Annotated in this window: 24 protein-coding genes; 9 read left to right on the top strand and 15 right to left on the bottom strand. The window is 71.8% G+C overall.

Going from position 1 to position 25,482, the window contains the following annotated elements; all coding sequences use genetic code 11:
• The first annotated feature begins 311 nt into the window (after positions 1 to 311).
• Positions 312 to 617, top strand: a complete 306-nt coding sequence (locus ACIBUY_RS11070; RefSeq protein ID WP_365572972.1) for a hypothetical protein — start codon at positions 312 to 314, stop codon at positions 615 to 617.
• Between the two features lie 41 nt (positions 618 to 658).
• Here ACIBUY_RS11070 and ACIBUY_RS11075 read toward each other — a convergent pair whose 3' ends face one another.
• Both ACIBUY_RS11075 and ACIBUY_RS11080 read right to left on the bottom strand, forming a co-directional pair.
• A complete protein-coding gene (locus tag ACIBUY_RS11075) occupies positions 659 to 1,387 on the bottom strand; it encodes an RDD family protein (protein ID WP_399152406.1) in 729 nt (242 codons plus the stop codon).
• A gap of 81 nt (positions 1,388 to 1,468) precedes the next feature.
• On the bottom strand, positions 1,469 to 2,965 hold the full coding sequence (locus ACIBUY_RS11080; RefSeq protein ID WP_399152407.1) for an RDD family protein: 1,497 nt from the start codon (positions 2,963 to 2,965) through the stop codon (positions 1,469 to 1,471).
• A gap of 268 nt (positions 2,966 to 3,233) precedes the next feature.
• Between ACIBUY_RS11080 and ACIBUY_RS11085 the strand changes: the two genes are divergently transcribed.
• Positions 3,234 to 3,707, top strand: coding sequence for an SsgA family sporulation/cell division regulator (locus ACIBUY_RS11085; protein ID WP_365572981.1), 474 nt, complete (start codon positions 3,234 to 3,236; stop codon positions 3,705 to 3,707).
• Positions 3,708 to 3,738: 31 nt separating this feature from the next.
• Here ACIBUY_RS11085 and ACIBUY_RS11090 read toward each other — a convergent pair whose 3' ends face one another.
• Positions 3,739 to 5,109, bottom strand: coding sequence for an FAD-binding oxidoreductase (locus tag ACIBUY_RS11090; protein WP_399152408.1), 1,371 nt, complete (start codon positions 5,107 to 5,109; stop codon positions 3,739 to 3,741).
• Positions 5,110 to 5,207: 98 nt separating this feature from the next.
• Here ACIBUY_RS11090 and ACIBUY_RS11095 point away from each other — a divergent pair, with 98 nt between their 5' ends.
• Positions 5,208 to 6,782, top strand: a complete 1,575-nt coding sequence (locus ACIBUY_RS11095; RefSeq protein WP_365572987.1) for a tetratricopeptide repeat protein — start codon at positions 5,208 to 5,210, stop codon at positions 6,780 to 6,782.
• A gap of 166 nt (positions 6,783 to 6,948) precedes the next feature.
• On the opposite strand, the gene ACIBUY_RS11100 is transcribed toward ACIBUY_RS11095, so the two are convergent.
• The 4 genes from ACIBUY_RS11100 to hppD are packed head-to-tail and all read right to left on the bottom strand — an operon-like array spanning position 6,949 to position 9,291.
• Positions 6,949 to 7,542 (bottom strand): nitrile hydratase subunit alpha, encoded by a 594-nt coding sequence (locus tag ACIBUY_RS11100; RefSeq protein WP_399152409.1) that lies wholly within the window; start codon positions 7,540 to 7,542, stop codon positions 6,949 to 6,951.
• Positions 7,529 to 7,834, bottom strand: a complete 306-nt coding sequence (locus ACIBUY_RS11105; protein WP_399152410.1) for an SH3-like domain-containing protein — start codon at positions 7,832 to 7,834, stop codon at positions 7,529 to 7,531. Before ACIBUY_RS11105 ends, ACIBUY_RS11100 begins: the two co-directional genes overlap by 14 nt.
• Positions 7,827 to 8,111: a hypothetical protein gene (locus ACIBUY_RS11110; RefSeq protein WP_365572996.1), complete on the bottom strand. Its 285-nt coding sequence runs from the start codon at positions 8,109 to 8,111 to the stop codon at positions 7,827 to 7,829. Before ACIBUY_RS11110 ends, ACIBUY_RS11105 begins: the two co-directional genes overlap by 8 nt.
• A 22-nt stretch (positions 8,112 to 8,133) precedes the next feature.
• Positions 8,134 to 9,291 carry a 4-hydroxyphenylpyruvate dioxygenase gene (hppD, locus tag ACIBUY_RS11115; RefSeq protein ID WP_365572998.1) on the bottom strand — a complete coding sequence of 386 codons (1,158 nt, stop codon included), beginning with the start codon at positions 9,289 to 9,291 and terminating at the stop codon, positions 8,134 to 8,136.
• Positions 9,292 to 9,413: 122 nt separating this feature from the next.
• Between hppD and ACIBUY_RS11120 the strand changes: the two genes are divergently transcribed.
• Genes ACIBUY_RS11120 through ACIBUY_RS11140 form a run of 5 tightly spaced genes read left to right on the top strand, consistent with a single transcriptional unit; the run spans position 9,414 to position 13,674 of the window.
• Entirely contained in the window at positions 9,414 to 9,884 is a 471-nt protein-coding gene (locus tag ACIBUY_RS11120) for an Lrp/AsnC family transcriptional regulator (protein WP_365573199.1), read from the top strand.
• Between the two features lie 59 nt (positions 9,885 to 9,943).
• Positions 9,944 to 10,591, top strand: coding sequence for an ABC transporter permease (locus ACIBUY_RS11125; protein ID WP_365573001.1), 648 nt, complete (start codon positions 9,944 to 9,946; stop codon positions 10,589 to 10,591).
• Positions 10,584 to 11,843 carry a betaine/proline/choline family ABC transporter ATP-binding protein gene (locus ACIBUY_RS11130; protein ID WP_365573004.1) on the top strand — a complete coding sequence of 420 codons (1,260 nt, stop codon included), beginning with the start codon at positions 10,584 to 10,586 and terminating at the stop codon, positions 11,841 to 11,843. Before ACIBUY_RS11125 ends, ACIBUY_RS11130 begins: the two co-directional genes overlap by 8 nt.
• A complete protein-coding gene (locus ACIBUY_RS11135; RefSeq protein ID WP_365573007.1) occupies positions 11,840 to 12,703 on the top strand; it encodes an ABC transporter permease in 864 nt (287 codons plus the stop codon). The genes ACIBUY_RS11130 and ACIBUY_RS11135 overlap by 4 nt, the downstream gene beginning before the upstream one ends.
• Complete coding sequence (locus ACIBUY_RS11140) at positions 12,700 to 13,674, top strand: glycine betaine ABC transporter substrate-binding protein (protein WP_365573010.1); 975 nt, start codon at positions 12,700 to 12,702, stop codon at positions 13,672 to 13,674. Before ACIBUY_RS11135 ends, ACIBUY_RS11140 begins: the two co-directional genes overlap by 4 nt.
• A gap of 22 nt (positions 13,675 to 13,696) precedes the next feature.
• On the opposite strand, the gene ACIBUY_RS11145 is transcribed toward ACIBUY_RS11140, so the two are convergent.
• From ACIBUY_RS11145 to ACIBUY_RS11155, 3 genes are all read right to left on the bottom strand, one after another.
• A complete protein-coding gene (locus tag ACIBUY_RS11145) occupies positions 13,697 to 14,488 on the bottom strand; it encodes a S16 family serine protease (protein WP_365573013.1) in 792 nt (263 codons plus the stop codon).
• Between the two features lie 241 nt (positions 14,489 to 14,729).
• Positions 14,730 to 15,851 (bottom strand): o-succinylbenzoate synthase, encoded by a 1,122-nt coding sequence (gene menC, locus ACIBUY_RS11150; protein ID WP_399152411.1) that lies wholly within the window; start codon positions 15,849 to 15,851, stop codon positions 14,730 to 14,732.
• Positions 15,848 to 16,612: a chorismate synthase gene (locus ACIBUY_RS11155; protein WP_365573019.1), complete on the bottom strand. Its 765-nt coding sequence runs from the start codon at positions 16,610 to 16,612 to the stop codon at positions 15,848 to 15,850. The genes menC and ACIBUY_RS11155 overlap by 4 nt, the downstream gene beginning before the upstream one ends.
• A 103-nt stretch (positions 16,613 to 16,715) precedes the next feature.
• Here ACIBUY_RS11155 and ACIBUY_RS11160 point away from each other — a divergent pair, with 103 nt between their 5' ends.
• Positions 16,716 to 18,335, top strand: a complete 1,620-nt coding sequence (locus tag ACIBUY_RS11160) for a PucR family transcriptional regulator (RefSeq protein ID WP_399152412.1) — start codon at positions 16,716 to 16,718, stop codon at positions 18,333 to 18,335.
• On the opposite strand, the gene dapE is transcribed toward ACIBUY_RS11160, so the two are convergent.
• The 5 genes from dapE to ACIBUY_RS11185 form a co-directional block, all read right to left on the bottom strand.
• Positions 18,290 to 19,357: a succinyl-diaminopimelate desuccinylase gene (gene dapE, locus ACIBUY_RS11165; RefSeq protein WP_399152413.1), complete on the bottom strand. Its 1,068-nt coding sequence runs from the start codon at positions 19,355 to 19,357 to the stop codon at positions 18,290 to 18,292. The two genes, ACIBUY_RS11160 and dapE, sit on opposite strands and share 46 nt — an antisense overlap.
• Positions 19,354 to 20,775 (bottom strand): amino acid permease, encoded by a 1,422-nt coding sequence (locus ACIBUY_RS11170; protein ID WP_399152414.1) that lies wholly within the window; start codon positions 20,773 to 20,775, stop codon positions 19,354 to 19,356. Before ACIBUY_RS11170 ends, dapE begins: the two co-directional genes overlap by 4 nt.
• A 155-nt stretch (positions 20,776 to 20,930) precedes the next feature.
• A complete protein-coding gene (locus ACIBUY_RS11175; RefSeq protein ID WP_365573028.1) occupies positions 20,931 to 21,572 on the bottom strand; it encodes a helix-turn-helix domain-containing protein in 642 nt (213 codons plus the stop codon).
• Positions 21,573 to 21,856: 284 nt separating this feature from the next.
• Entirely contained in the window at positions 21,857 to 23,662 is a 1,806-nt protein-coding gene (locus tag ACIBUY_RS11180; RefSeq protein WP_365573205.1) for a DEAD/DEAH box helicase, read from the bottom strand.
• A gap of 195 nt (positions 23,663 to 23,857) precedes the next feature.
• Entirely contained in the window at positions 23,858 to 25,324 is a 1,467-nt protein-coding gene (locus tag ACIBUY_RS11185) for an MFS transporter (protein ID WP_365573031.1), read from the bottom strand.
• Positions 25,325 to 25,482: the final 158 nt, after the last annotated feature.

The following is a 25,482-nucleotide window of genomic DNA, read 5'->3' on the forward strand; positions in this document are numbered from 1 at the left end:
CGGAGGTAGAGGAGAAATAACAGTCCTTGACTGTGACGTTTCCGTTGCACTATGCAGGTGGCGTGCTCCGGAATCCGGACAAGCACGTAGATACGTGCGCCGCGCTCAACGGGCGCGCCGCGCAGTCGCCTTGATGGACGGCATGACTCCGTGCGCCCCCCATGCACCGGCACTGTGGGTTAGGTCATGCTTACTGGCCGTTCCACTCGGGCACAGGTCGGAATAGAGTCGGTTCGACGACGCTCGAGACCCGATCTGGACCCGGTCGAATCGACGCACGCTCCCCCGATGTCCCGAGGACGGATACCGCCATGCCTCGCCCGACTGTCGCACAGCTCGCCTATGGTTCGGCCACCGTCGTCTTCTCCACCCTCGCCATGCTGCTGCTGTCCCAGACGAGTTCGGGACCAGGGATCGGTGTCATCGCCGTGTCCGCGGTCATCCTGGGCCTGTTCGTGGCGCTCAGCGTGCCGCGCAAACCCGCGCCCGCGCCGACGCCCGCCGAGGAGCGCGTACCGGCGCAGCGGGTCATGACCCCGGCCCGCTCCCAGGAACCGGTCCGTGAGCCCGTCTACGAAGGAATGCCGTCGGGCACGCGCGAACCGGCGGGCCCGTGAGACTCGGACCCGCCGGCCGCTGTCGCCGCTGAGACACGGGGTCAGGCGCTGGAGACCACCACCGTCTTCGCCGCCTTGTCGTGCAGGCCCTGCTTGTAGGGCTTGTCGAAGAAGCTCCAGCCGCCGCAGATCGCGGTCCAGATGCAGGCGCAGCAGAACGAGAACGGCACCCACAGCACGACGGCGCGGATCAGGTTGGTCTGCATGCTGGGCGTCGCCCCGTTGTCGAGGTTCGCGACCCGCAGCTTCAGCCACTTCTTGCCCAGGGTCTGCCCGGTCCTGGACATCATGAACGCGTCGTACCCGATGTAGAGGATCGCGGCGAGCAGGCCCTGCCCGAGCGTCTTGCCGGCGCTGACGTCGTCGGTGTCGACCTTGTACTCGCCGACGCCGAAGGCCCAGGACAGCAGGGCCACGACGACACCGACGATGATCATGTCGATGATCCGGGCGAGGACCCGCTTGCCGGGGTCGGCCAGCGGCGGCATCCCGGCCAGCGGGTCGGCGCCGCCGAAGCCGGAACCGTACGGGTCGCCTCCGTACGGAGGAGGCGTACCGCCGCCGTAGGGGGGCGGGGTGCCGTCGCCCGGCGGGGGCGTCGAGCCGTAGGGATTCTGCGGGGAGTCGTACGGACTCCCGCCGCCGGTGCCCGAGGCACCCTGCGGAGAGTCGTACGGGGAGCCGCCGCCCGGCGTGGCCGGGGGCGGCTTGCGGAACGGGTCGTCGTCCGGCGAGGGGCCGGATCCGCTGGGCGGCGGTTCGGTGCTCATGGCCCGAGTGGACCGCGAACCATGGCGGCCTGCACCCGGCGGGCCGCCGTCCGGATGACCCCGGGCGCCGGGACCCGGGCGCTACCCGGCGACGAACGTACGGGCCACCTTGTCGTGCAGGCACTGGCGCCACGGCCGGTCGATCGCGCCCCACAGGACACCGAGGATCCCGATGCCGAGCACGCCGGGCACGCTGTAGACGAGCCAGCGCTTGAGGGCCGCTCCGAAGGACGGCGAGTCACTGCCCTCGATCTCGCGCACGCTCAGGCCCATCAGCTTCTTGCCCAGGGTGCGCCCCCACTTGGCGGTGGGCAGCGCCTCGTACAGGACACCGGCGACGAGGAGCACGGCGAGCACGATGCCGAGGTACGTCGCGGTCGTGCCGTCGAGCAGCCAGACCGTGACCTGGCGTCCCGAGGCCTTCGCCTCGTCGATCTTGCCGTCGATGTGGTCGACAGCCTTGGTGCCGAGCGGTACGGCGGCGACCGCGGTGACCGCGCCGAGCACGACGGAGTCGATGAGCCGTGCCACGAACCGCTTGCCGAGCCCGGCCGGGCGCGCGGCCGCCTGGGCCTGGGCGGCGGCCAGGAACGGGTCGTTGACGACCGGCTTGAACGGGGTGACGGGCCCGGCCTCCGCCGCCCCCGCTGCCCCTGCTTCTGGTGCCGCCAGCTGGTGCACCTGCTGCGCCCAGGACGGCGAACCGCCGCCGGGGCCCTGGGTGACGGGGGTGGGCAGGGCCTGGTGCTGCTGGGGCGGATAGCCGTAGGCGGGCGCGGGCTGCGGCGCGGGCTGAGCCGCCTGCGGGGGCGGCGTCGGCGCCGGCCGAGGTGCGGCCGGCGGCGTCTGCACCGGGGCCTGCTGCACGGGCGGCTGCTGCACGGGGGCCTGCTGCTGTACGGGCGTCTGCTGCTGTACGGGCGTCTGCTGCACCGGCGGCTGTACGCGGGGGTCCACCGGAGCGGGAGCCGGGGCCGGGGCGGGCGTGCCCTGCTGGGGCACGGCACGGATCGTCATCGTGCCGTCGGTGCGCGGGGTCCGGTCGGCGCCGGGGCGCACGGCGCGGATCGCGACGGTGCCGTCCGTGCGCACGGGCGCGGCGGGCGGCGTCTGGGCCGGTGCCTGCTGGGCCGGTGCCTGCTGCTCGGGCTGGGCCGGCGCGGGCTGCTCGTCGGCGGGCTCGGCCGGCTCGGCCGGGTCGGCGCCCCAGGAGACGCGGCGGTCCTGCTCGCCGCCGAAGCCGGACTGACGGGCGGTGTCGGCGCCCCAGGCCGAGGCGGGCTCGGGCGAGACGGGCTCGTCGGGGCCCGTCTCCGTACGCACCGAGGGCTCGTCGTCGAGGAAGACGGGGCCCGTCTCCTCCGCCGCGGCGGGGGCCGGGGCGGGGGCCGGGGCCTGACTCGCGGCCGGTGAACCCGGCGGGACCGGCAGCGGCTCTCCGTCGGACGGGGCGGGGCGGCTGGTGCCGGGGACCCAGGCGGCCCCGTTCCAGTACCGGACATATCCGGGAATGGACGGGTCGGGGTAGTAGCCTTCGCGGGGCCTGTCGTCGCCGGGGGCCGGGGTTGGGGCGCTCATGTCCGTCGTCCCGTATCTGCTCGGGGGTCTTGTTGTGGCCTCCACATCTATCAGACGGCCGCACCCGCCCGCGCCGGTCCGCCGGTACGCCCCACTTTCCGGGCAACGGGCGGGCCGCTCCGATGAAGTGGAAAAAGAAGCGGAAAAATTCTTCGCGAACTCGCGTAATGCTGCGCGGACATCGCGCTCTCTCCCTGCACGGGCCCGCTCCAGGGACCGTGCGGGGCCTCATCCGGAGGCCTCGCACCAAGGGAAGGAAGCGCACGTCATGCACTCCGTGGTGGAACGCGAACTCGAGCTGAAACTGGTGTTGTCGCCCGAGCGAAGCATCCCCGTACCGGCACGCCTCACCTACCGCACCAACGATCCGTACGCGGTCCACATCGCGTTCCACATCGGCTCGGAGCACCCGGTCAACTGGACGTTCGCCCGCGAGCTGCTCGTGGAAGGGGTGTTCAGGCCGTGCGGCCACGGCGACGTGCGGGTGTGGCCGACGAAGGTGGACGGGCGCAGTGTCGTCCTGATGGCGCTGAGTTCGCCGGACGGCGACGCGCTGCTCGAAGCACCGGCCGCGCAGATCTCGGCCTGGCTGGAGCGGACGCTGCGGGTGGTCCCTCCGGGCTCTGAGGCGGAGCAGCTCGGGATCGACGACGGCCTCGCCGAGCTGCTGGCCCCGACTCCGGCCGACGACCTCTACCTGCGCGACCCGTGGCCGTCGGACGAGTCGTCGGACGGCCAGTGACGGGGTGCGCCGCCGGTCGAGGGGCGCGCGGTCAGAAGAGTTTCCCGGGGTTGAGGATGCCCAGCGGGTCGAAGGACGCCTTCACCGCCTGCTGCACCTCCACCCCGACCGGACCCAGCTCGCGCGCCAGCCACTCCTTCTTCAGGACGCCGACGCCGTGCTCGCCGGTGATGGTGCCGCCGAGTTCCAGGCCGAGCGCCATGATCTCGTCGAAGGACTCGCGGGCCCGCCGGCCCTCGTCGGCGTCGGCCGCGTCGAAGCAGACCGTGGGGTGGGTGTTGCCGTCGCCCGCGTGGCAGCAGACGCCGATCGTCAGGGCGTACTTCTCGGCGATCCGCTCGACGCCCTCCAGCATGTCGCCGAGCCGGGAGCGCGGCACGCACACGTCGTCGATCATCGTGGTGCCCTTGACCGCTTCGAGGGCGGTGAGCGACAACCGCCGCGCCTGGAGCAGCAGTTCGGACTCGGCCGCGTCGTCGGCGGGGACGACCTGGGTGGCCCCGGCCGCTTCGCACAGCGCGCCGACCGCGGCGAGATCGGCGGCCGGGTCGGGGGTGTCGAAAGCGGCGAGGAGCAGCGCCTCGGTGGTCTCGGGGAGGCCCATCTGCGCCATGTCGTTGACGGCCTTCACCGTCGTACGGTCCATGAGTTCGAGGAGTGAGGGGACGTGGCCGCCCTCCATGATCCGGCACACGGCGTCGCAGGCGGCGGCGACGGACGCGAACTCGGCGGCCAGGACCAGCTGTTGGGGCGGCTGCGGCCGGAGCGCCAGCGTCGCCCCCACCACGATGCCGAGGCTGCCCTCGGAGCCGACGAAGAGACGGGTGAGGTCGTAGCCCGCGACGCCCTTCGCGGTGCGCCGACCGGTGGAGAGCAGACGGCCGTCGGCGAGGACCACGTCGAGGCCGAGCACGTACTCCGCCGTCACCCCGTACTTCACGCAGCACAGGCCGCCCGAGGCCGTGCCGATGTTCCCGCCGATGGTGCACATCTCCCAACTCGACGGGTCCGGCGGGTAGTAGAGCCCGTGCTCGTTCACCGCGCGGGACAGCGTCGCGTTGACGACTCCCGGTTCGACGACGGCGATCCGGTCGACCGGGTTGATCTCCAGGATGCGGTCCATCTTGACGAGCGAGAGCACGATGCAGCCGTCGGACGCGTTGGCGCCGCCCGACAGGCCCGTGCGGGCACCCTGCGGGACGACCGGGACGCGCAGCTGCGTGGCGGTGCGCATCACGTGCTGGACCTGCTCGACGGTGCGCGGCAGCACGACGACGGCCGGAGTGCCCGCGTCGCAGAAGCTCGCCATGTCATGGGCGTACGAGGCGGTGACGTCGGGGTCGGTGACGATCGCCTCGGCGGGCAGTCCTTCGCCGAGCAGTTCGAGAAGTGTGCGGCTCATGATCACAGCCTCGCACTCGGGGCCATCGGTGTGAACCCGTCCGCGGCCTCCCCCGTGTGCTCTTCGTATTGACGCACAGGGGACGCACAGTGTGCGTCATGGACAACTCCGCGCAAGAGGTGCCCGACGAGCCCGCGGCGCCCCCTGTAGAGCAGCCCGAGCAGACCGCACAGCCCGGGGCGGAAGCGGCCCAGGCGCCCTCGCCGCGCCGCCTCTCCCCCGCCGTGCGGCGCACGGCTCTCGCGTCCGTCGCCGGGTGCGTGGTGCTCGGCGGGGTGCTCGTCCTGCTGCCGGACGGCGACGGGCAGGGGCCGCCGCCGCTGCCGGGTCCCGCCGGGCGGGCCGTGATCGCGGCCGCGGCCGGGGCGCCCGCCGCGCTGCCCGACCTGACCGCGCTGATCGGCGAGCGGGAGGCCGAGCTGCGCAAGAACCCCCGGGACGACGGGACATGGGCGGCGCTCGGGGCCGCCTATGTGGAGCGCGGTACGCGCACCGCCGACTCGGCGTACTACCCCAAGGCCGAACACGCCCTGCGCACCTCGCTGCGGATCCACCCGCAGGGCAACGCCCAGGCCCTCGACGGGCTCGCCGCGCTCGCCGCCGCCCGCGGCGACTGGCGCGGCGCCAAGAAGTGGGGCGAGGCCGCGACGAAGCTGGCGCCGGGCAGCTGGACGGCGTACTCCGCGCTGGTCGACGCCTATCAGGGCCTCGGCGACTACAAGGCGGCCGGGCGCACTCTGGAGAAGCTGTCCGAGCTGGCCTCGGGCACCGGGGTGACCCTGCGCACCGCCGCCGTGTACCGGGACCGGGGCTGGCGCGAGGACGCGGCGGCCGTGCTCACCGACGCGGCCGCCCGCGCCGGGACGCCCACCGAGCAGGCCGCACTCTTGCACCGCAGCGGTGAACTGGCGTGGGAACGCGGCGAGTTCGAGGACGCCCTGCACCACTTCGACGCGGCGCTCGCCGCCGATCCCGCCTTTGCCGCCGCGCTGGCCGGGCGGGGCCGGGCCCTTGCCTCACTGGGCCGCACGTCACCTGCCCTGCAGGCCTATCAGCGGGCGATCGCCAAGCGGCCCGCGCCCGAATACGCCCTGGAGCTGGGCGAGTTGTACGAGTCCCTGAAGCTCGGCGGACAGGCCCGCGCCCAGTACGACGTGCTGCGCACCCGGGCCACGCTGCAAGGGGCGCACGGGGTGGACGACGCGCTGGTCCTCGGCCGGTTCGAGGCCGATCACGGGGACGCGGAGTCCGCCGTGGAGCGGCTGCGCGCGGAGTGGAAGCGGGCGCCGAGTGCGGCCGTCGCCGACGCGTTGGGCTGGGCGTTGCACCGGGCCGGTGACGACGAGGAGGCCATCGATCTGCTGCGCCGGGCCACGGATCGGCAGAAGGGCGGTTCCGTGCGCAGTGCCCTGATCATGTATCACCGGGGCGAGGTGGAGCGGGAGTTGGGCCTGTACGGGGCTGCCCGGCGGCACATCGGCGAGGCCCTGCGCATCAACCCGGCGTTCTCCCCGCTCCTCGCTCCGCAGGCCCGCGATGCGCTCGCGTCCCTCGGGGAGCCGCCGGAGGGCGGGCCGGAGCAGATGTGGCCCCCGAAGCCAAAGGTCTTCGCGCCCGCGCGGAACCCGGCTCCGCCCAAGCGCCGTAGCTCCGCCGGTCCGGCGCGCGGCTGACGGCCGGTGGGGGCTGGTCGCGCAGTTCCCCGCGCCCCTGAAATGCAGGCGCTGCGCGCCGCATTTCCCCGATGAGATGCCGCACCGAAGGTGCGCATCTCAGGGGCGCGGGGAACTGCGCGAGAAGCCCCACCGGCCGTCAGCCGACAACGCGCCCACCGACTCGTCACACCAGCGCCGTCCCGATCAGACCGTTCCTCGTGACCAGCGCCGCCAACTCCCCCTCGCTCAAACCCTCCGTACCGTCCGGCCGCCGCGGGAGCACCATGTACCGGGTCTCCGCACTGGAGTCCCACACCGTGACCTTGACCCCGTCCGGCAACGACACCCCGAACTCCCCCAGGACCACCAAGGGCTCCCGCACCACGCGCGAGCGGTACGCCTCGCTCTTGTACCAGCCCGGCGACGGGCCCAGCAGGCGCAGCGGGTAGCAGGAGCAGAGCGTGCAGACGATGACGTTGTGCACGGACTCGGTGTTCTCGGCAACGCGCAGCCGCTGCTTCTGAACTCCCCCTGACGCAAAGCCGAGTTCAGCCACCGCCGACGCCCCGTCCGTCAGCAGCCGTTCCTTGAAGGCCGGGTCGCTCCAGGCCCGGGCCACCACCTTCGCCCCGTTCAGGAGGGACGCGCCCGCGAGGAAGCCGTCGATGACCTCGTCCACGGTGTCGCCGCCGACGATGCCCTTGTCCTCCAACAGCGTTTCGAGGAGCCGCACTTGGCGGGAGAGCACGGCGTCGTCGTGGTGGTCACTCATGGCCATCGGCCCTTCGCAGGTAGCTCTCCGACAGGTCGAGGACGACCTCGTGGTCGCCCTCGCCCCACAGCTCGCGCGCGGCGAACCGCACCGCGTAGATCATCTCGACCGGGGCGTCGTCGCGGCCCTGCGCCCGTACGTCGGCGAGCGGTGCCCGGCCCTCCGGCTCGACGACGACGCCGAGCTTGCCGCGGGCGTAGCGCGGCAGGCGCGTGTGGTGGGGCGGGTCGTGCGGGTACGTACGGACCACGTCACCTGGTGCGTACGGGAGTTCAGGCCTCTCGGCGAGTTCAGGCATGGTCGAGGGCTCCTTCCTCGATCACGCCCTTGCGTTCCAGCAGCGTACGGATCGCGTGGAACCAGCGCTCGTAGTACGAAGCCGCCAGGTACTCGCCCGGCGGCATCGTCTCGATCGCGTCGCGGAACTCGTCGAGGTTGAAGACCTTCTTCACCAGCAGGGCGCGCTGGAGCGCGAAGACGCGCGCTTCCCAGTCCGCGTGGAAGGGTTCGGCGTCGTCGCTGGTGTCGACGGCGCCGAACCCCGTCATGCCGCCTACGTCGTTCATCCTGGCCATGCGGCCAGACTACGAGCGACGGTCAGAGATTTCCGCGCTTCTCCTGCTCCCGCTCGATCGCCTCGAACAGGGCCTTGAAGTTGCCCTTGCCGAAGCCCATGGAGCCGTGGCGCTCGATCATCTCGAAGAAGACGGTCGGGCGGTCCTGGACCGGCTTGGTGAAGATCTGCAGCAGGTAGCCGTCCTCGTCGCGGTCGACGAGGATCTTCAGCTCGCGCAGCGTCTCGACGGGGACGCGGGTCTCGCCCGCCCATTCGCCGAGGGTGTCGTAGTAGGAGTCCGGGGTGTCGAGGAACTGGACTCCCGCCGCGCGCATGGCGCGTACGGACGCGACGATGTCGTTCGTGGCGAGCGCGATGTGCTGGACGCCCGCGCCGCCGTAGAACTCGAGGTACTCGTCGATCTGGGACTTCTTCTTGGCGATGGCGGGCTCGTTGATCGGGAACTTCACCTTGAGGGTGCCGTCCGCGACGACCTTCGACATCAGCGCGCTGTACTCGGTCGCGATGTCGTCGCCCACGAACTCCTTCATGTTCGTGAAGCCCATGACCTTGTTGTAGAAGGCCACCCACTCGTTCATCCTGCCGAGTTCGACGTTGCCCACGCAGTGGTCGATGGCCTGGAAGGTGCGCTTGGCCGGGGGCTCGACGATCGGGGCGACGGACTCGAAGCCGGGCAGGTAGGGGCCCGTGTAGTCGCCGCGCTCGACGAGGGTGTGCCGGGTCTTGCCGTACGTGGCGATGGCCGCGCGCACGACGGTGCCGTGCTCGTCCTTCGTCTCGTACGGCTCGGTCAGCCCGCGGGCGCCGTGCTCGACGGCGTACGCGTACGCGGCGCGCACGTCCGGCACCTCGATGGCGAGGTCGACGACGCCGTCGCCGTGCGCGGCGACGTGGTCGGCGAGGAAGTGGCCCCAGTCGGTGGCGGGCTTGATGACGGAGGTGAGGACGAAGCGGGCCGAGCCGTTGGTGAGGACGTAGCTGGCCGTCTCGCGGCTGCCGTTCTCCGGTCCGGAGTAGGCGACGAGCTTCATGCCGAAGGCGGTCGAGTAGTAGTGCGCGGCCTGCTTGGCGTTGCCCACGGCGAAGACGACCGCGTCCATTCCCTTCACCGGGAAGGGGTCGGCCTGCCGGGCGGTGTCGGGAGCACTTTCAGAGGACGAGTGCGTGGTCTGCGTCATGTGTGGAGGCTCCCGCCGTTCCACAAGCTGCGCAATAGTTTGCGTATTCGCTGGGCAACCTGACCAGTGGAGGGTCCGTTTCTCCGGACTTCTTGTACAGGATGACCACCCTGGAGGCGGACATGTCGATCGATCAGCTGGACGGGCGGCTCATCGTGCTCCTCGCCCAGGAGCCGCGGATCGGCGTCCTGGAGATGTCACGGCGGCTCGGGGTCGCGCGCGGCACCGTACAGGCCCGTCTGGACCGGCTTACCTCGAACGGAGTCATTCGCGGCTTCGGCCCCCAGGTGGACCCGGCCGCGCTCGGCTACCCGGTCACCGCGTTCGCCACGCTGCAGATCCGACAGGGCCAAGGAGCCGACGTCAGGGCCCATTTGGCGACCGTGCCCGAGGTGCTCGAACTGCACACGACGACCGGCAGCGGCGACATGCTGTGCCGGCTCGTGGCCCGCTCCAACGCGGACCTCCAGCGGGTGATCGACCTGGTTGTCGGTTTTGATGGCATCGTCCGGGCTTCCACGGCGATCGTCATGGAAAATCCCGTTCCGCTGCGGATCATCCCGCTGGTGGAGCAGGCGTCGGGAGATTCCTGACGCAGGGCCTCGGAGCGAGGTGCGATGAACTTCCGGGACTGCCACTTCCAGGACTGCCGATGAACTTCTGGGACTACCTGGTCAACCGGCACCAGCAGCTGCTCGTCGACGCCTACCAGCACGCCAGCGCCGTCTTCCAGTGCATGGTCGTCGCGACCCTCATCGGGATCGTCATCGCCGTCGTCACGTACCGCAGCGACTGGGCCGGGAACCTGGCGACGACCGCCACCTCCACGATCCTGACGATCCCCTCGCTCGCCATGATCGGTCTGCTGATCCCGATCGTCGGGCTCGGCGTCGCGCCGACCGTCATCTCGCTGACCCTGTACGGGCTGCTGCCGATCGTGCGCAACGCGATCGTGGGCCTGCGCGGCGTCGACCCCTCGCTGATCGACGCGGCGAAGGGCATCGGGATGTCGCGCGCGGCCCGCCTGTTCAAGGTGGAGCTGCCGCTGGCCTGGCCGCCGATCCTCACCGGGATCCGGGTCTCCACGCAGATGCTGATGGGCATCGCCGCGATCGCCGCGTACGCCTCCGGGCCCGGCCTCGGCAACGAGATCTTCCGCGGGATCGCCTCGCTCGGCAGCGCCAACGCGCTCAACCAGGTGCTCGCGGGCACCCTCGGCATCATCGTCCTCGCCCTGCTCTTCGACGCCGCGTACGTCCTGATCGGACGGCTGACCATCCCGAGGGGGATCCGTGTCTGAATCCGCAACCACGACGGAGGCCTCCGGGGCCAGCATCGAGCTGGAGAACCTCACCAAGCGCTATCCGGGGTCCGGTGACCCGGCCGTGGACAGCGTCAACATGGAGATCAAGGCGGGCGAGCTGATCATTTTCGTGGGCCCGTCCGGCTGCGGGAAGTCGACGACCCTGAAGATGATCAACCGGCTGATCGAGCCGACCAGCGGCCGCATCCGCATCGGCGGCGAGGACGTCACCGACATGGACCCGGTGAAGCTGCGCCGCAAGGTCGGTTACGCGATCCAGTCCTCCGGGCTCTTCCCGCACATGACCGTCGCCCAGAACATCGCGCTCGTGCCGAAGATGGTCGGCTGGTCGAAGTCGAGGATCAAGTCGCGGGTGGAGGAGATGCTCGATCTGGTCGGGCTCGACCCGGGCGAGTTCCACGGCCGCTATCCGCGTCAGCTCTCCGGCGGCCAGCAGCAACGCGTGGGCGTGGCACGGGCGTTGGCGGCGGACCCGCCGGTCCTGCTGATGGACGAGCCGTTCGGCGCCGTCGACCCGATCACCCGCGACCACCTCCAGGACGAGCTGATCCGGCTCCAGCACGAGCTGCACAAGACGATCGTCTTCGTCACCCACGACTTCGACGAGGCCATCAAGCTCGGCGACCGGATCGCGGTGCTGCGGGAGCGCTCGCACATCGCGCAGTTCGACACCCCTGAGGCGATCCTCACCAACCCGGCGGACGACTTCGTGTCGGGCTTCGTCGGCGCGGGGGCCGCGCTCAAGCGCCTCAACCTCACCCGCGTACGCGACGTCGAGGTCACCGACTATCCGACGGTGAGCGTCGACGACCCGCTGCAGGAGATCTTCAACAAGCTGCGGGCCGCCGGTACGAACGAACTGCTGCTGCTCGACAAGCGCGGCCGCCCCTACAAGTGGCTGCGGCGCGGCGACCTGATGCGCGCCAAGGGCTCGCTCGCCCGCGCGGGGACCCTGGTGCACGACACCGTGACCTGGGACGCGACCCTGCGCGACGCGCTCGAAGCGGTCCTCACGGACAACGCGGGGCGCGTCGCGGTGACCGGGCGGCGCGGTGAGTACGAGGGCGTCGTCGACATGGAGACGCTCATGAACTCCGTACACGAACTGCTCGAGGCCGACCGGCTCGAGGCCGTCGAGCACCAGCACGAGCTCGAGGAGCAGCGGGCCCACCAGACGGAGCTGGAGCAGGAGGGCTCCGCGGCCCCCGACGGGGAGGCGAAGGCGTGAAGTCCCGTGTCCCGCAAGGGGATCGGCCGGAGGGCGAGCACGAGGTCAAGGGCCTCGCGTTCCGTGACGAGGGCGAGGCCGAGCTGGAGGCGCCGCAGCCCCCGTCGGCGGCGAAGCAGGCCCGCCGCATCTCCTGGCAGAAGCTGACGTTCCTGCCGGTGGTGCTGATCGTGGTGCTGCTGGTCACCTGGATCTGGTTCCACAACGCCGACCTCGACTCGATCTCCGAGAACGCCCTGTCGAACGGGCAGGTGTGGAAGGCGCTGCGCCAGCACATCAGCCTCACCGTGATCTCGACGTTCTTCGTACTGATCATCGCGATCCCGCTGGGGATCCTGCTGACCCGCAAGATGTTCCGCAGGGCGACCCCGTTCGCCATGGCACTGGCCAACATGGGACAGGCGACGCCCGCGATCGGCCTGCTCGCCCTGCTCGTCATCTGGCTGGGCATCGGCGAGAAGACGGCCCTGATCGGCATCATCATCTACGCGATCCTGCCGGTGCTCTCCAACACGATCGCGGGCCTGAAGGCCAACGACCCGACGCTGCTGGAGGCGGCGCGCGGCATCGGGATGTCGCCGCTCGGCGTCCTCGCCAAGGTCGAACTCCCCCTCGCCGTCCCGCTGATCCTCGCCGGAGTGCGCACCGCGCTCGTCCTCAACGTGGGCACGGCCACCCTCGCCACGTTCGGCGGCGGTGGCGGACTCGGCGTCCTGATCACGACCGGCATCACCAACCAGCGCATGCCGGTGCTGATCCTCGGTTCGATCCTGACGGTGGCGCTCGCGCTGCTCGTCGACTGGCTGGCGTCACTGGCCGAACTCCTGTTGCGGCCCCGCGGGTTGGAGGTGCGCTCATGAACCGGTACCGCTACGGGGTGCGCGTCGCCGCCGCGGTCGGCTGCCTGGCCCTTCTCGCCGGGTGCGGACTGACCAGCGGCAGTCCCCTCGTCGACGACGTCCAGCCCGGCTCGGTCGGCCAGGGCGAGCCGCTCAAGGGCGCCAGTATCACCGTCACGTCGAAGGAGTTCACCGAGCAGCTGATCCTCGGCGCGATGATGGGCATCGTGTTCAAGGCGGCCGGCGCGGACGTCCTGGACCGGACCGGCATCCAGGGCTCCATCGGCGCCCGCGAGGCCATCAAGTCCGGTGACGCGGACGCCATGTACGAGTACACGGGCACGGCCTGGATCACGTACCTCGGCAACTCCGAGCCGATCCCCGACCCGCAGAAGCAGTGGCAGGCCGTGCACGACGCCGACCTCGAGAACGGCATCACCTGGCTGCCGCCGTCCGCGCTCAACAACACGTACTCGCTCGCCATGAACGAGGCCAACTTCAAGAAGTACGGCACCACGACGCTCTCCGGCGTCGCCGCGCTCCTCAAGAAGGACCCGAAGGCCGTCACGCTGTGCGTGGAGAGCGAGTTCGCCAACCGGGCCGACGGGCTGCCCGGCATGGAGAAGGCGTACGGGATGAACATCCCCGCCGCCAACATCACGCAGATGGACAGCGGGATCATCTACACCCAGGCGGCGAAGGGCAGTTGCACGTTCGGCGAGGTGTACACCACCGACGGCCGCATCAAGGCGATGAACCTGCACACGATGCAGGACGACAAGCACTTCTTCCCGAACTACAACGCGGCGCCCGAGATCAACAGCAAGGCGCTCGCGAAGTACCCGGCGATGGCCGAGGTCATCGAGCCGATCACGAAGAAGCTCGACAACACCGTCGCCCAGGAGCTCAACTCCAAGGTGGACGTCGACGGGCAGGACCCGCACGACGTGGCGAAGGACTGGCTGGTGCGGGAGGGCTTCGTCAAGGAGTGAGCGAGTCAGCCCTCCTATGGGCTCAGCAAGTGGGGACCTTGCCGGTCCCCTTCTCCAGGTTCGTCAGGTCGGTGACCGCGCCCTTGAGCGTGGTCACCGGGATCAGCCGCATCGACTTCGGCGCCGACGCCTTCGCGTCCGAGCACTCCGCCTTCGGTACGAGGAAGACGGTCGCCCCGTCGCGGTGGGCGGCCTGCACCTTGAGCGAGACGCCACCGACCGCGCCGACCTTGCCGTCGTCGTCGATGGTGCCGGTGCCCGCGATCGACTTCCCGCCGGTGAGGTCGCCGCCGCTGCCGTCGCCGTCCAGCATGTCGACGATGCCGAGCGAGAACAGCAGGCCTGCGCTCGGCCCGCCCACGTCACCGAGCTGCAGGGTGACCTTGACGTCGTCGGACTTGTCCCCGAGATAGGCCAGGGCGGCCTCCGTGGCGGCGTCCTGCGAGCCCTTCATCTCCTGCTGGTTGTGCTGCTCGATCTCCTTGGTGGAGTCGCCCGCCGGATAGACCGAGTCCCTCGGCATCACCGCGCGGTCGTCCTTGAACCAGCCGTCCAGCACGTCCCCGAGGTGGATCGACGCGTCGGGCCCGGTCGCCACGATCGTCACGGCCCTCAGCTGCCCCTTGGTGTCGCGGGTCGGGGCCCCGCTGATCTCGATGACGGGTTTGCCGCCCGACTCCCCCAGCACGTTCGTCGTCGGCCCCGGCTGGGCCACGGAGAACGGCAGCGGGGCGAACCCGGCCACGGCGAGCACCGCGACCACGGGGAGCGCGCAGAGGGCCAGGGCGGTGGGACGACTGAGGCGATTGAGCACGGGGCCAATCTAACGTGGCGGGCTGTTGGGGTGCGGGGCGCCTTCTCGTCTGCCGGGTGCGCTTGTATCGCGGGTGCGGCTCGGTGGGGGCTTCTCGCGCAGTTCCCCGCGCCCCTGGAGATGCGCACTTCGTGCGCGATCTCCATCGGGGAAATGCGGCGCGCAGCGCCTGCATTTCAGGGGCGCGGGGAACTGCGCGACCAGCCACGGCGGCGCAGCAGTCGCGACATCGCGCGAACCCCTACGGCGCCCCGGCGTACAACACGCTGCAGCCCCTCGTGAAGCGGCGCAGTGCGTCCGGCAGTGGCTCGATGCCGATGCCGGGGGTGCGCGGGACCGGGAGATGGCCGTCCGCCAGGACGAACGGCTCCGTGATGTCCTCGGCGAAATACCGGCCGGAGGCAGACGTGTCGCCGGGCAGCGTGAACCCGGGCAGGGCGGCGAGCGCGAGGTTCGGGGCCCGACCGATCCCGGTCTCGAGCATCCCCCCGACCCAGGCGGGCACGCCGTGCGCGGCGGCGACGTCATGGAGCCGGCGCGCCTCGAGGTAGCCCCCGACCCGCGCGGGCTTCACGTTGACGACCCGGCACGCGTCCATGGCGATCGCGGCAGCGCCGTCGCGGGCGTGGTGCAGCGACTCGTCCAGGCAGACGGGCGTGGCGATGCGCTGCTGGAGGAGGGCGTGGGCGTGCAGGTTGTTCTCCTCCAGCGGCTCCTCGATGAGCAGCAGCCCGTACTCGTCCAGGCGCCGCAGGTGCTCCGCGTCGGCGAGGGTGTAGGCCGTGTTGGCGTCGACCTGGAGGGGCAGGGTGTCCGGGCCGCCGAACCGTTCGCGTACGGCACGGACGGGCGCCAGGTCCCAGCCCGGCTCTATCTTCAGCTTGATGCGGAGGTAGCCCTCGGCGAGGTAGCGCTCGACGTCGTCGAGGAGGGCGGGGACCGAGTCCTTGATGCCGACGGAGACCCCGGCGGGCACGCGGTCGCGTACGGCGCCGAGGTAGGTGGCGAGCGGCATGCCGTGGGCGCGGAGCTCGGCGTCGAGGAAGGCGGTCTCCAGGGCCGCCTTCGCCAGTTCGTGGCCCTTGATCTTCGCCATGGCGGGGGCGAGCGCGGCGGTGGTCGGCTCGGGCAGGGCGGCGACGCGCGGCAGCAGGAAGTCACGGATGACGGTCTCGGCGCCGGACACGAACTCGGAGCAGTACAGCGGTTCCGGGTCGGCGGCGAACTCGGACCAGCCCTCCGCCTCGTCCGTGACGACGTGCAGCAGGAAGGTGTCCTTCGTCGTCATCGTGCCGAAGGAGGTGCGGAACGGGGTGACCAGGGGGATCGCGACGTGCAGCAGTTCCACGCGGTCGAGCTTCATGCGGGGGTCCCCTCCGGGGTCAGGGTGTACCAGCCGTCGCGGGACATGGCCGTGGCCGCGTACCCGTCGGCGAAGGCCCTGGTGAACACGTCGCGCACGGCGTGCCGCCAGCGCAGGGCGAGCGCGGGGTCGGCGGCGCGCAGCCGCACGATGTCGCCGGGGACACGGCACCACACGGTGTGCCCGTCCGTACGGACGAGCGGGCCGCTGTCGGGGGCGGTGGCGACGGCGTCACCGGCCGGGGCGGGCGGTTCCGCGGCCGGGGCGTCCGCGGTCAGGTCCCAGGTGACGGTGAGGCGGTCGGACTCGTCGCCGTCGTTCACGCCGTCGGCCATGGGCCCGTAGAAGTCGACGAGGTACTCGGTGCCGGTGGCGGCCAGCTTGACCAGGTTGAAGCGGGCGTTGCGGGCGACCAGCGGGTCGAACGTCCAGCGCATCGTGCGCGCCCCGCGTTCCCGGGCCCACTCGCGCTGGGCCCGCTTCACCGCGAGGCCGACGCCGCGGTCGCTGGTGCGGGCCGCGGCGACGAACGAGTACGCGTCGCGGGCCGCGGGCTCCCCGAACACGGCGACGGCCGCGCCGCACAGCTCGCCCGCATCGGTGTACGCGGCGTGCACGGCGCCGCCGGCGTGGACCAGGCTGTGCAGGACCTCGGCCGGGTAGGGCGGGGTGCTGCGCGGGGTCTGCCATACGTCGCTGAAGAAGTCGGCGACGGCCGCGATGCGGGGCACTTCGTGGATCGGGCGGACGGTGACGGTCATGACTCCGAGTCTGGGTGGCCGGGGTCCCACCTGGGTTGTTCACCGGAACAAGGGATGGCTAGGGTCGTTTGACGATCGGCCAAAAACTGTCCAAGGCGGGGTCATGCATTCGCCCACTCTCAGTGACCTGCTCGACGTGCTCGGCGGGTCTTCCGTGCGTGCCCTCGCCGCACCCCGCGGCCTCGCCGTGTCCGTCGGTGAGGTGTTGCTGTACGACGGCGACGCGGCGCTGCCCGAGGCGCCGGGTGCCGTGCTGCTCGCGGTCGGGGTGCGGGCGGCGGTCGCGGGCCCGTTGCTGGCGGCCGCCGCCGAGGCGGGCATGGCGGCCGTGGTCGTACGGGGAGCCCCCGAAGGGCACGGGCCCGTGGCCGCGGCCGAGCGGGCCGGGATCGCCCTGCTCGCCGTCGACGAGGACGCGGCCTGGCACCGCGTCCATCTGCTGCTGTCCTCCGCCGCCGGGGCCGGGGCGGCGCCCACCGCGTCCGGTGACCTGTTCGCGCTGGCCGACGCGATCGCCGCCGCGGTCGGCGGGGCGACCGCCATCGAGGACCCGCGTCAGCGCATCCTCGCGTACTCGACCGTGCCGGGGCAGACCGTGGACGAGGACCGCCGCCAGGGCATCCTCGGCCTCCAGGTGCCGGACAGCCCTCAGAACGCGGAGCAGTACCGCACGCTCTTCGCCGCCGAGACCCCGCTGCGGCTGCCCGCGCTCGACGGCGACAACCTGCCCCGGCTCGCCGTGGCCGTGCGCGCGGGCGGCGAGACCCTGGGTTCGCTGTGGGTCGTCGACGAGGGCACCCTCTGCGCCGACGCCGAGCAGGCCCTGGCCCAAGGGGCGTCCACCGCCGCGCTGTTGCTGCTGCGGGCCCGCGCCGCACAGGAGCTCTCCCGGCACCTCGGCGGCGACCTGCTGCGCCGCGTGCTTGACGGCACGGCCGACGCGGCGGGTGCCGCGCACCGGCTCGGTCTGGGCGCGGGCAGTGACCCGGTGCGCGTCGCGGCGTTCGCCCCGGCCGGGCCGAGTGCCGCACCGGACGTCGAGCGGACCGCGCTGCGCCTGCTCGACCTCGTACGCCTGCAGTGCGAGGCCCGTTACGGGCGGCACGCGTGCGTCCTCGTCGACGGTGTGGTCTACGCGCTGCTGCCCGCGGCCGGTGAGCGCGGCGCGGCCCGCCACCAGCGCCTCGCCGAGGACATCGTGGAGCGTGCCGGGCACGCCCTGCGCGTCCCGGTGCGGGCCGGGCTCGGTTCCCTGGTGCCAGGACTCGTCCGGGCCACGGACTCGCGGGACGACGCGGATCTGGTGCTGCGGTGCCTGACCGCGGAGCGGCCCGTCGCGGTGGTGGACGACGTGCGGGCCCGGGTGACGCTGCTGCGGCTCGTCGAACTGGTCGGTGAGCGGCGGGAGTTGACGTCGGACGGGACGTGGGCGCGGGTCCTGGCGCACGATGCGGCGCACGGTACGGAGTACGCGCGTACCGTGCTGGCCTGGCTGGAGGCCGGGTGCGACATGGCGGGTGCGGCGAAGGCGCTCGCCGTCCATCCGAACACGTGCCGCTACCGCCTGCGGCAGGCGCGGGACCAGGCGGGCCTGGATCTGGACGATCCGGACGAGCGCCTTGTGTTGTGGCTTCAGGCGAGACTGGCGGCGGCAGGCGCCTCCGGCACGACATCCGGTCAGCGCAGCCAGTCCCCCAACCGGCGTTCGCAGTCCGCCAGTTGAGCGAGCGGCACGTACTCCCCGGCCGTGTGGGCCAGTGACGGGTCCCCGGGCCCGTAGTTCAGCGCGGGCACGCCGAGTTCCGTGAAGCGGGCCACGTCCGTCCAGCCGAGCTTCGGGCGGGGCTCGGCGTCGAGGAAGGCGACCAGGGAGGCGACCGCGGGCCGGTCGAGGCCGGGGAGGGCGCCGGGGACGACCTCGGTGACCTCGAACTCGTACTCCGCAGGGAAGAGGCCTCGGACGTACGCCTCGGCCTCCTTCGGTGAACGGCTGGGCGCGAAACGGGCGTTGAGGGAGATGACGCAGGTGTCGGGGACGACGTTCCCGGCGACTCCGGCGCGTACGGCGACGGCGCTGAGCCCTTCGCGGTATTCGAGGCCGTCGATGACGACCCGCTCGGGGACGTGCTCGTCAAGCAGGCGCAGGACGGGCGCGGCGCGGTGCACGGCGTTCACGCCCCGCCAGGCGCGGGCCGTGTGCGCGCGGGTGCCGCGCACGGTGACGTCGGCGCAGAGCACGCCCTGGCAGCCCGCCTCGACGCCCGCGTCGGACGGCTCCATGAGGATCGCGAGGTCGGCGACGAGGAGGTCCGGGCGTTCGGTGGCGATGCGGTGCAGGCCGTTGCGGTCGCCCTCGACCTCCTCGCACTCGTAGAAGACGTACGTGATGTCGCGTACGGGCGCAGCCAGTTGGGCGGCGAGCCGCAGTGCGACGGCGACGCCGCCCTTCATGTCGCAGGCGCCGAGCCCGTGGAGGCGGTCGGCCTCGATGCGCGCGGGCAGGTTCCCGGCGGCGGGCACGGTGTCGAGGTGTCCGGCGACGATGACGCGCTCGGTGCGGCCGAGCGCGGTGCGGGCGACGACGGAGTTGCCGACCCGGTCGACGCGCAGGTGCGGCAGGGCGGCGAGGGCCGTCTCGACGGCGTCCGCGAGCGGGCCCTCGTCGCCGCTCTCGGAGGGGAGGTCGACGAGGGCGCGGGCGAGCGCGACGACGTCGGTGGTGAGATCGAGGGCGGCGACGGTCACGACTGCTCCTTGACGGGCGGGGAGTTGAGCTTCGAGTGCTTCGTTCCGTACAGCCAGTAGAGGACGAGGCCGACGGCCATCCACGTACCGAACGCGATCCACGTGTCCGTGCCGAGGCTGAACAGCATGTAGACGCAACAGCCGACGCCGAGCAGCGGCACCAGCGGCGACAGCGGCACCCGGAAGCTGCGGGGTGCGTCGGGGCTGCGGCGGCGCAGCAGGATCACGGCGATGTTGACGAGGGCGAAGGCGAAGAGGGTGCCGATGCTGGTGGCGTCGGCGAGGCTGCCCAGCGGGACGAGGGCGGCGAGCACGGCGATGAAGGAGGAGACGATCACGGTGTTGGCGCGCGGCACCCCGGTCCGCGCGTGCACCCGGGAGAAGACGGGCGGGACGAGGCCGTCGCGGGACATGGCGAACAGGATGCGGATCTGTCCGTACTGGACGGTGAGGACGACGCTGGTCGTGGCCACCACCGCGCCGACCGACAGGAGGATCGGCCAGAGCGAGCCGCCGCCGACGGACTGCACGAGGACCTGGCTGAGGGTGGCCTCGGTGCCCGCGAAGTCACGCCACGGCATGGCGCCGAGCGCGGCCACGGCGACGAGGACGTACAGCGCGGTGACGAGGACGAGGGAGAGGATGATCGCGCGCGGCAGGTCCCGCTGCGGGTTCTTCGCCTCCTCGCCCGCGGTCGAGGCCGCGTCGAAGCCGATGTACGAGAAGAACAGCGAGGCGGCGCCCGCGCTCATCCCGGCGGCGCCGAGCGGGAACAGCGGCTGGAAGTTGCCCGCGCGGAACGCGGTGAAGGCGACCGCGCAGAACATCACCAGGGACGCCACCTTCACCGCGACCATGATCGTGTTGGCGACGGCGCTCTCGCGCGCGCCCCGCAGCAGCACCACCATGGCGAGGACGACGATCGCGGCGGCCGGGATGTTGAGGACGCCGCCGGTGCCGGGCGGTGCGCTCAGCGAGTCCGGCAGGGTCACGCCGAGGGTGAGGTCGAGCAGCTCGTTCACGTACTGGCCCCAGCCGACCGCGACGGCGGCGACCGACACCCCGTACTCCAGGATCAGGCACCAGCCGCACACCCAGGCGACGAGCTCGCCGAGCGTCGCGTAGGCGTAGCTGTACGAGGATCCGGATCCGGGGATCATGCCCGCGAGCTCCGCGTAGGAGAGCGCCGAGAAGAGGGCCGTGACGCCGGCGAGGACGAAGGAGACGACGATCGCGGGCCCGGCCTCGGGCACCGCCTCGCCGAGGACGACGAAGATGCCGGTGCCGAGGGTCGCGCCGACGGACAGCAGGGCCAGCTGCCACATGCCCATGGTGCGCCGCAGTTCGCCGCCGGCCGCGGCAGCCGCGGCCACGTCCTGGCGCCTGGTCAGTGTCTCCAGCGTCTGTGTGTCCACCACGGCACCGCTCTCCTCGCCCCTGCACTGCTGTACCCGTGCACTGCTGTCGCCCCGATGATGCTGAGCGGGGGCGGGGCGAGGGTGGGGAGATCAGCCAGAATGAGCGGAGCCCCTTTGGCCGACCGGCCAAAGGGGCTCCGCTCATGCGTCAGGCCCTAGCGCAGGGCGTCCGCGACTTCTCTCGCCGCGTCCATGACCCGCGGCCCCACCCGCTCGGGCACCGCGTCCGCCAGCATCACGACCCCGACGCTGCCCTCTATCCCGGTCACCCCGAGCAGCGGCGCGGCCGCGCCGCTGGCCCCGGCCTCGAGCTCGCCGTGGGTGAGGGTGTAGCCGGGTTCGGGCAGGACGCCCTGGCGGGAGGCGAGGATGGCGCGGCCCGCGGCGCCCCGGTCGAGCGGATGGCGAAAGCCCGTCCGGTACGCCACGTGGTAGTCGGTCCAGGTCGGCTCGACGACGGCCACGGCGAGGGCCTCGCTGCCGTCCACCAGCGTCAGGTGTGCCGTCGCCCCGATGTCCTCGGCCAGCGAGCGCAGCGCGGGCAGCGCGGCCTCGCGCACCAGCGGATGGACCTGGCGGCCCAGGCGCAGCACGCCGAGCCCGACGCGGGCGCGGCCGCCGAGGTCCCGGCGGACCAGGGCGTGCTGTTCGAGCGTGGCGAGCAGGCGGTAGACAACCGTCCGGTTGACGCCGAGTTTGTTGGACAGCTCGGTCACGGTCAGCCCGTGGTCCGTGTCGGCGAGCAGTTTGAGGACGCGCAGTCCTCGGTCGAGCGTCTGGGAGGTCTCCGCGGTCACGACGCCCACTCCTTATTAGTGGTGAGGGTCGGCGGTCCCTACGCGGCGGTTGCGCCGCCTGTCCCGTTGGCGACGCGCGTCAGAGGCCGCCGGTCGGTGATCAGGCGCTGGGCTGCATACGACTGTCTTCATACGTACCGGCTGCGCTCCGCGGCGGCGCTGCCACGGGGCGTGTGCGTTGCCGGGAATGTAGCGAGGTCGTCCCGCTGAGCGGAAGACTCCGTCCAGAATCCGGTCAACCCGTGGCCGGAGTTATGGGTGATTGCCCGCACTTGGTGCGGGCCTCACTTCATCCGGGTCGCCCACTCCTGGACCTTGGCGATGCGCTGGCGCAGCTGTCCCGCCGTCGCCTCGGCGCTCGGCGGACCGCCGCACACCCGGCGCAGCTCGGTGTGGATGACGCCGTGCGGCTTGCCGCTCTGGTGGACGTACGCGCCGACGATCGTGTTCAGCTGCTTGCGCAGCTCCATCATCTCCTTGTGGGAGACCACGGGCCGTCGCTCGGCGGGCAGTTCGAGGAGATCGGCCTCGCTGTCCGGCTTCTTCTTGCTGTGCGCGATCTGCCGGGCCTGCCGCTTCTGGAGCAGCATCTGCACCTGGTCGGGTTCGAGGAGCCCGGGGATGCCGAGGTAGTCCTGCTCCTCCTCACTGCCCGGGTGGGCCTGCATGCCGAACTCGGCGCCGTCGTACAGGACCCGGTCGAAGACGGCCTCGGACTCGAGCGCCTCGAAGGAGAACTGCTCCTGCTCGCCCGTCTCCTCGTCCTGCTGCTTGTTCGCCTCGTCCATCTCCTTCTCGGACTCGGCGTAGGGGTCCTCCTCCGTGTCCTTCTTCGGCTTGTCGAGCACGTGGTCGCGCTCGACCTCCATCTCGTTGGCGAAGCCGAGCAGGTCGGGGACGGTGGGCAGGAACACGGAGGCCGTCTCGCCGCGCCTTCGAGAACGTACGAAACGGCCGACGGCCTGCGCGAAGAAGAGCGGGGTGGAGATGGTGGTGGCGTAGACCCCGACCGCGAGGCGCGGCACGTCGACGCCTTCGGACACCATGCGCACGGCGACCATCCACCGGTCGTCGCTCGCGGCGAAGTCGTCGATCCGCTTGGAGGCGCCGGTGTCGTCGGAGAGCACGAGCGTCGCCTTGGAACCGGTGATCTCGCGGATCAGCTTCGCGTACGCGCGGGCCGACTCCTGGTCGGAGGCGATGACGAGGGCACCCGCGTCCGGGATGCCCTTCCTGACCTCGGTGAGGCGGGCGTCGGCGGCGCGCAGCACGCTCGGCATCCACTCGCCGCGCGGGTCGAGCGCGGTGCGCCAGGCCTGGCTGATGGCGTCCTTGGTCATGGGTTCGCCGAGCCGGGCGGCGATCTCGTCACCGGCCTTGGTCCGCCAGCGCATGTTGCCGCTGTAGGAGAGGAAGATGACGGGCCGCACGACGCCGTCGCCGAGGGCGCTGCCGTAGCCGTACGTGTAGTCGGCCGAGGACCGCCTGATCCCGTCGTTCCCCTCCTCGTACTGGACGAAGGGGATGGGGTTGGTGTCGGAGCGGAACGGCGTACCGGTGAGGGCGAGCCGACGGGTGGCCGGCTCGAAGGCCTCCAGGCACGCCTCGCCCCAGGACTTCGAGTCACCGGCGTGGTGGATCTCGTCGAGGATCACCAGGGTCTTGCGCTGCTCGCTGCGGTTGCGGTGCAGCATCGGCCGAACGCCGACACCCGCGTACGTCACCGCGACGCCCTGGTACTCCTTGCTGAGCGGCCCGGCGCTGTACTCGGGATCGAGCTTGATCCCTATGCGCGCGGCCGCCTCGGCCCACTGCTTCTTCAGGTGCTCGGTCGGTGCGACGACGGTCACCTGCTGCACGACGTGGTGGTGCAGCAGCCAGGAAGCGAGGGTGAGCGCGAAGGTCGTCTTTCCGGCGCCCGGGGTCGCGACCGCGAGGAAGTCGCGCGGCTGCTCCTGGATGTACCTGTCCATCGCCCCTTGCTGCCAGGCACGCAGCTTGCCCGCGGTGCCCCAGGGGGCACGGCCGGGGAAGGCGGGTGAAAGGTGGTGGGAGGAGGACGAGGAGGGGGTGGCGGCGGTGGTAGTCACGGTCTCCGGGTTCGACAGGGTGGGCACGTCGGCTACGTATGACAACCGGGCCACCCTACCGGTGACCCGGTTGACGGGCGCGGTGGACGAGGCCGGGCGGGGGACGGGTGGGATGCGTCTCACAGATCAACTGACGTGCATTCAGGGACAGTCGGCCCCGCTTCGGACCGTCCGCGCCGGCGGGGGCGTGGGTGGCTACGTGCGCACGCGCAGCCTCGTCGCCACCCACGCCCCCGCCAGCGCCACGACCGCCATCGGCAGGAACACCGCGACGAACGCCCCCGGGTGCGAGCCGCCCGCCCCGTCGGCGACCCCGTGCCCCACCGCTCCCCCGCCGAGCGCGGCGAACGCGGCGCCTCCCGCAGCGAGCAGCACGGCGTTCGACAGGCCGTCGGAGATCTGCAGCGCGGCCGAGTTCGCCCCGGCCTCCTCCGGCGCGGACAGCTGGAGCAGCAACACGCTGGTGGAGGAGACGACGAGCCCCATCCCCAGGCACCCGAAGCCCCACGCCACGGCCACGGTCCACACGGGCACGGCCTGGATCAGGACGCTGGGCGCCGCGGCGATGGCGGCGGCCACGAGCACCATGCCCCCGGCGACGAGCTTCTCCCGCTGCGGTTCCAGGCGGGGCCGCGCCTGCACCCACGAGCCGAGCGCCCAGGTCGCCCCGCCCGCGGCCAGCGAGAACCCGGCGAGCGTCGGCGAAAGACCCCGCTGGGTGACCAGCATCAGCGGGACGAACGACTCGGCCGCGATGAACGACCCCGCCGCGATCCCGCGCAGCAGCACCACCGACGGCAGCCCGCGCACGGCCCGGTACGTACCCCGGGGCAGCAGTCCGAGCACCGACGGTACGAGCAGGGCGGCGCCCGCGACGCCGGGCACCAGGGACAGGGGCCTGAGGTCCTGGGCCGCGTACTGGATGAGTGCCGCGCCCAGCGAGATCCCGAGGGCGAGCCGGATCCGGCGCCGGTCGACGCCGTTCTCGCTCGCGGCCCCCTCGGGCGGGCCGCCGGCCCGGCGGCGGATCTGCGGCAGCGCGAGCGCGAGCGGCGGCACGACGAGCACGGGGATCCCGAGGAACACCCAGCGCCAGCCGAGGTGCTCGGTCACGGTCCCGGCGACCAGCGGCCCCACGATCGACGGCACCACCCAGCCCGCCGCGAACGCCGCGAGGATCGCGGGCCGCAACCGCTGCGGGTAGGCCCGGCTGACGACGACGTACAGCGCCACGATGACGAGCCCGCCGCCGAGCCCCTGCACGGCCCGGCCCGCCACGAAGAGCCACATGCTGCCCGCGGTCCCGGCGATCAGCAGCCCCGCGGCGAACGCCCCGATCCCGCTCGCGAGCGCCCCGAGCGGGCCGCGCCGGTCGGCCCACTGACCGGCGAGGACCATGCCGAACAGGGACGTGGTGAAGTACCCGGAGAAGGCGAAGGCGTACAGCGACACCCCGTCCAACTCCCGCGCCGCGACCGGCATCGCGGTCCCGACGGCGGTGGCCTCGAAGGCGATGAGGAGGACGACGGTGACGATCCCGACGCTGAGGGCCCGATAGGTACCACTCAGGACGCCTCCGGTTTCGGTTCCGGGGGCGGAGAGGGACGGGGCGTCGACGGCGGCATCGGTGCCGTCGCTCGTGGCGTCTTCGAGAGCGGGCATGCGGTTCAGAGTAAGGGGCGTACAGCACACTGACCCCTGTCGCGAGACGGGCTTCTCCTGGTCCCTTGGTCGTACGTCCATGAACGCCGTGTGGCAGTCACATTGCAGCCCGGGCGGAAGCCTTGGCGGGGTGCGCGGGGGCGCTTACGGTCGACTTA

The sequence above is a fragment of the Streptomyces sp. NPDC050085 genome (assembly GCF_044460595.1).
Classification (GTDB): Bacteria; Actinomycetota; Actinomycetes; order Streptomycetales; family Streptomycetaceae; genus Streptomyces.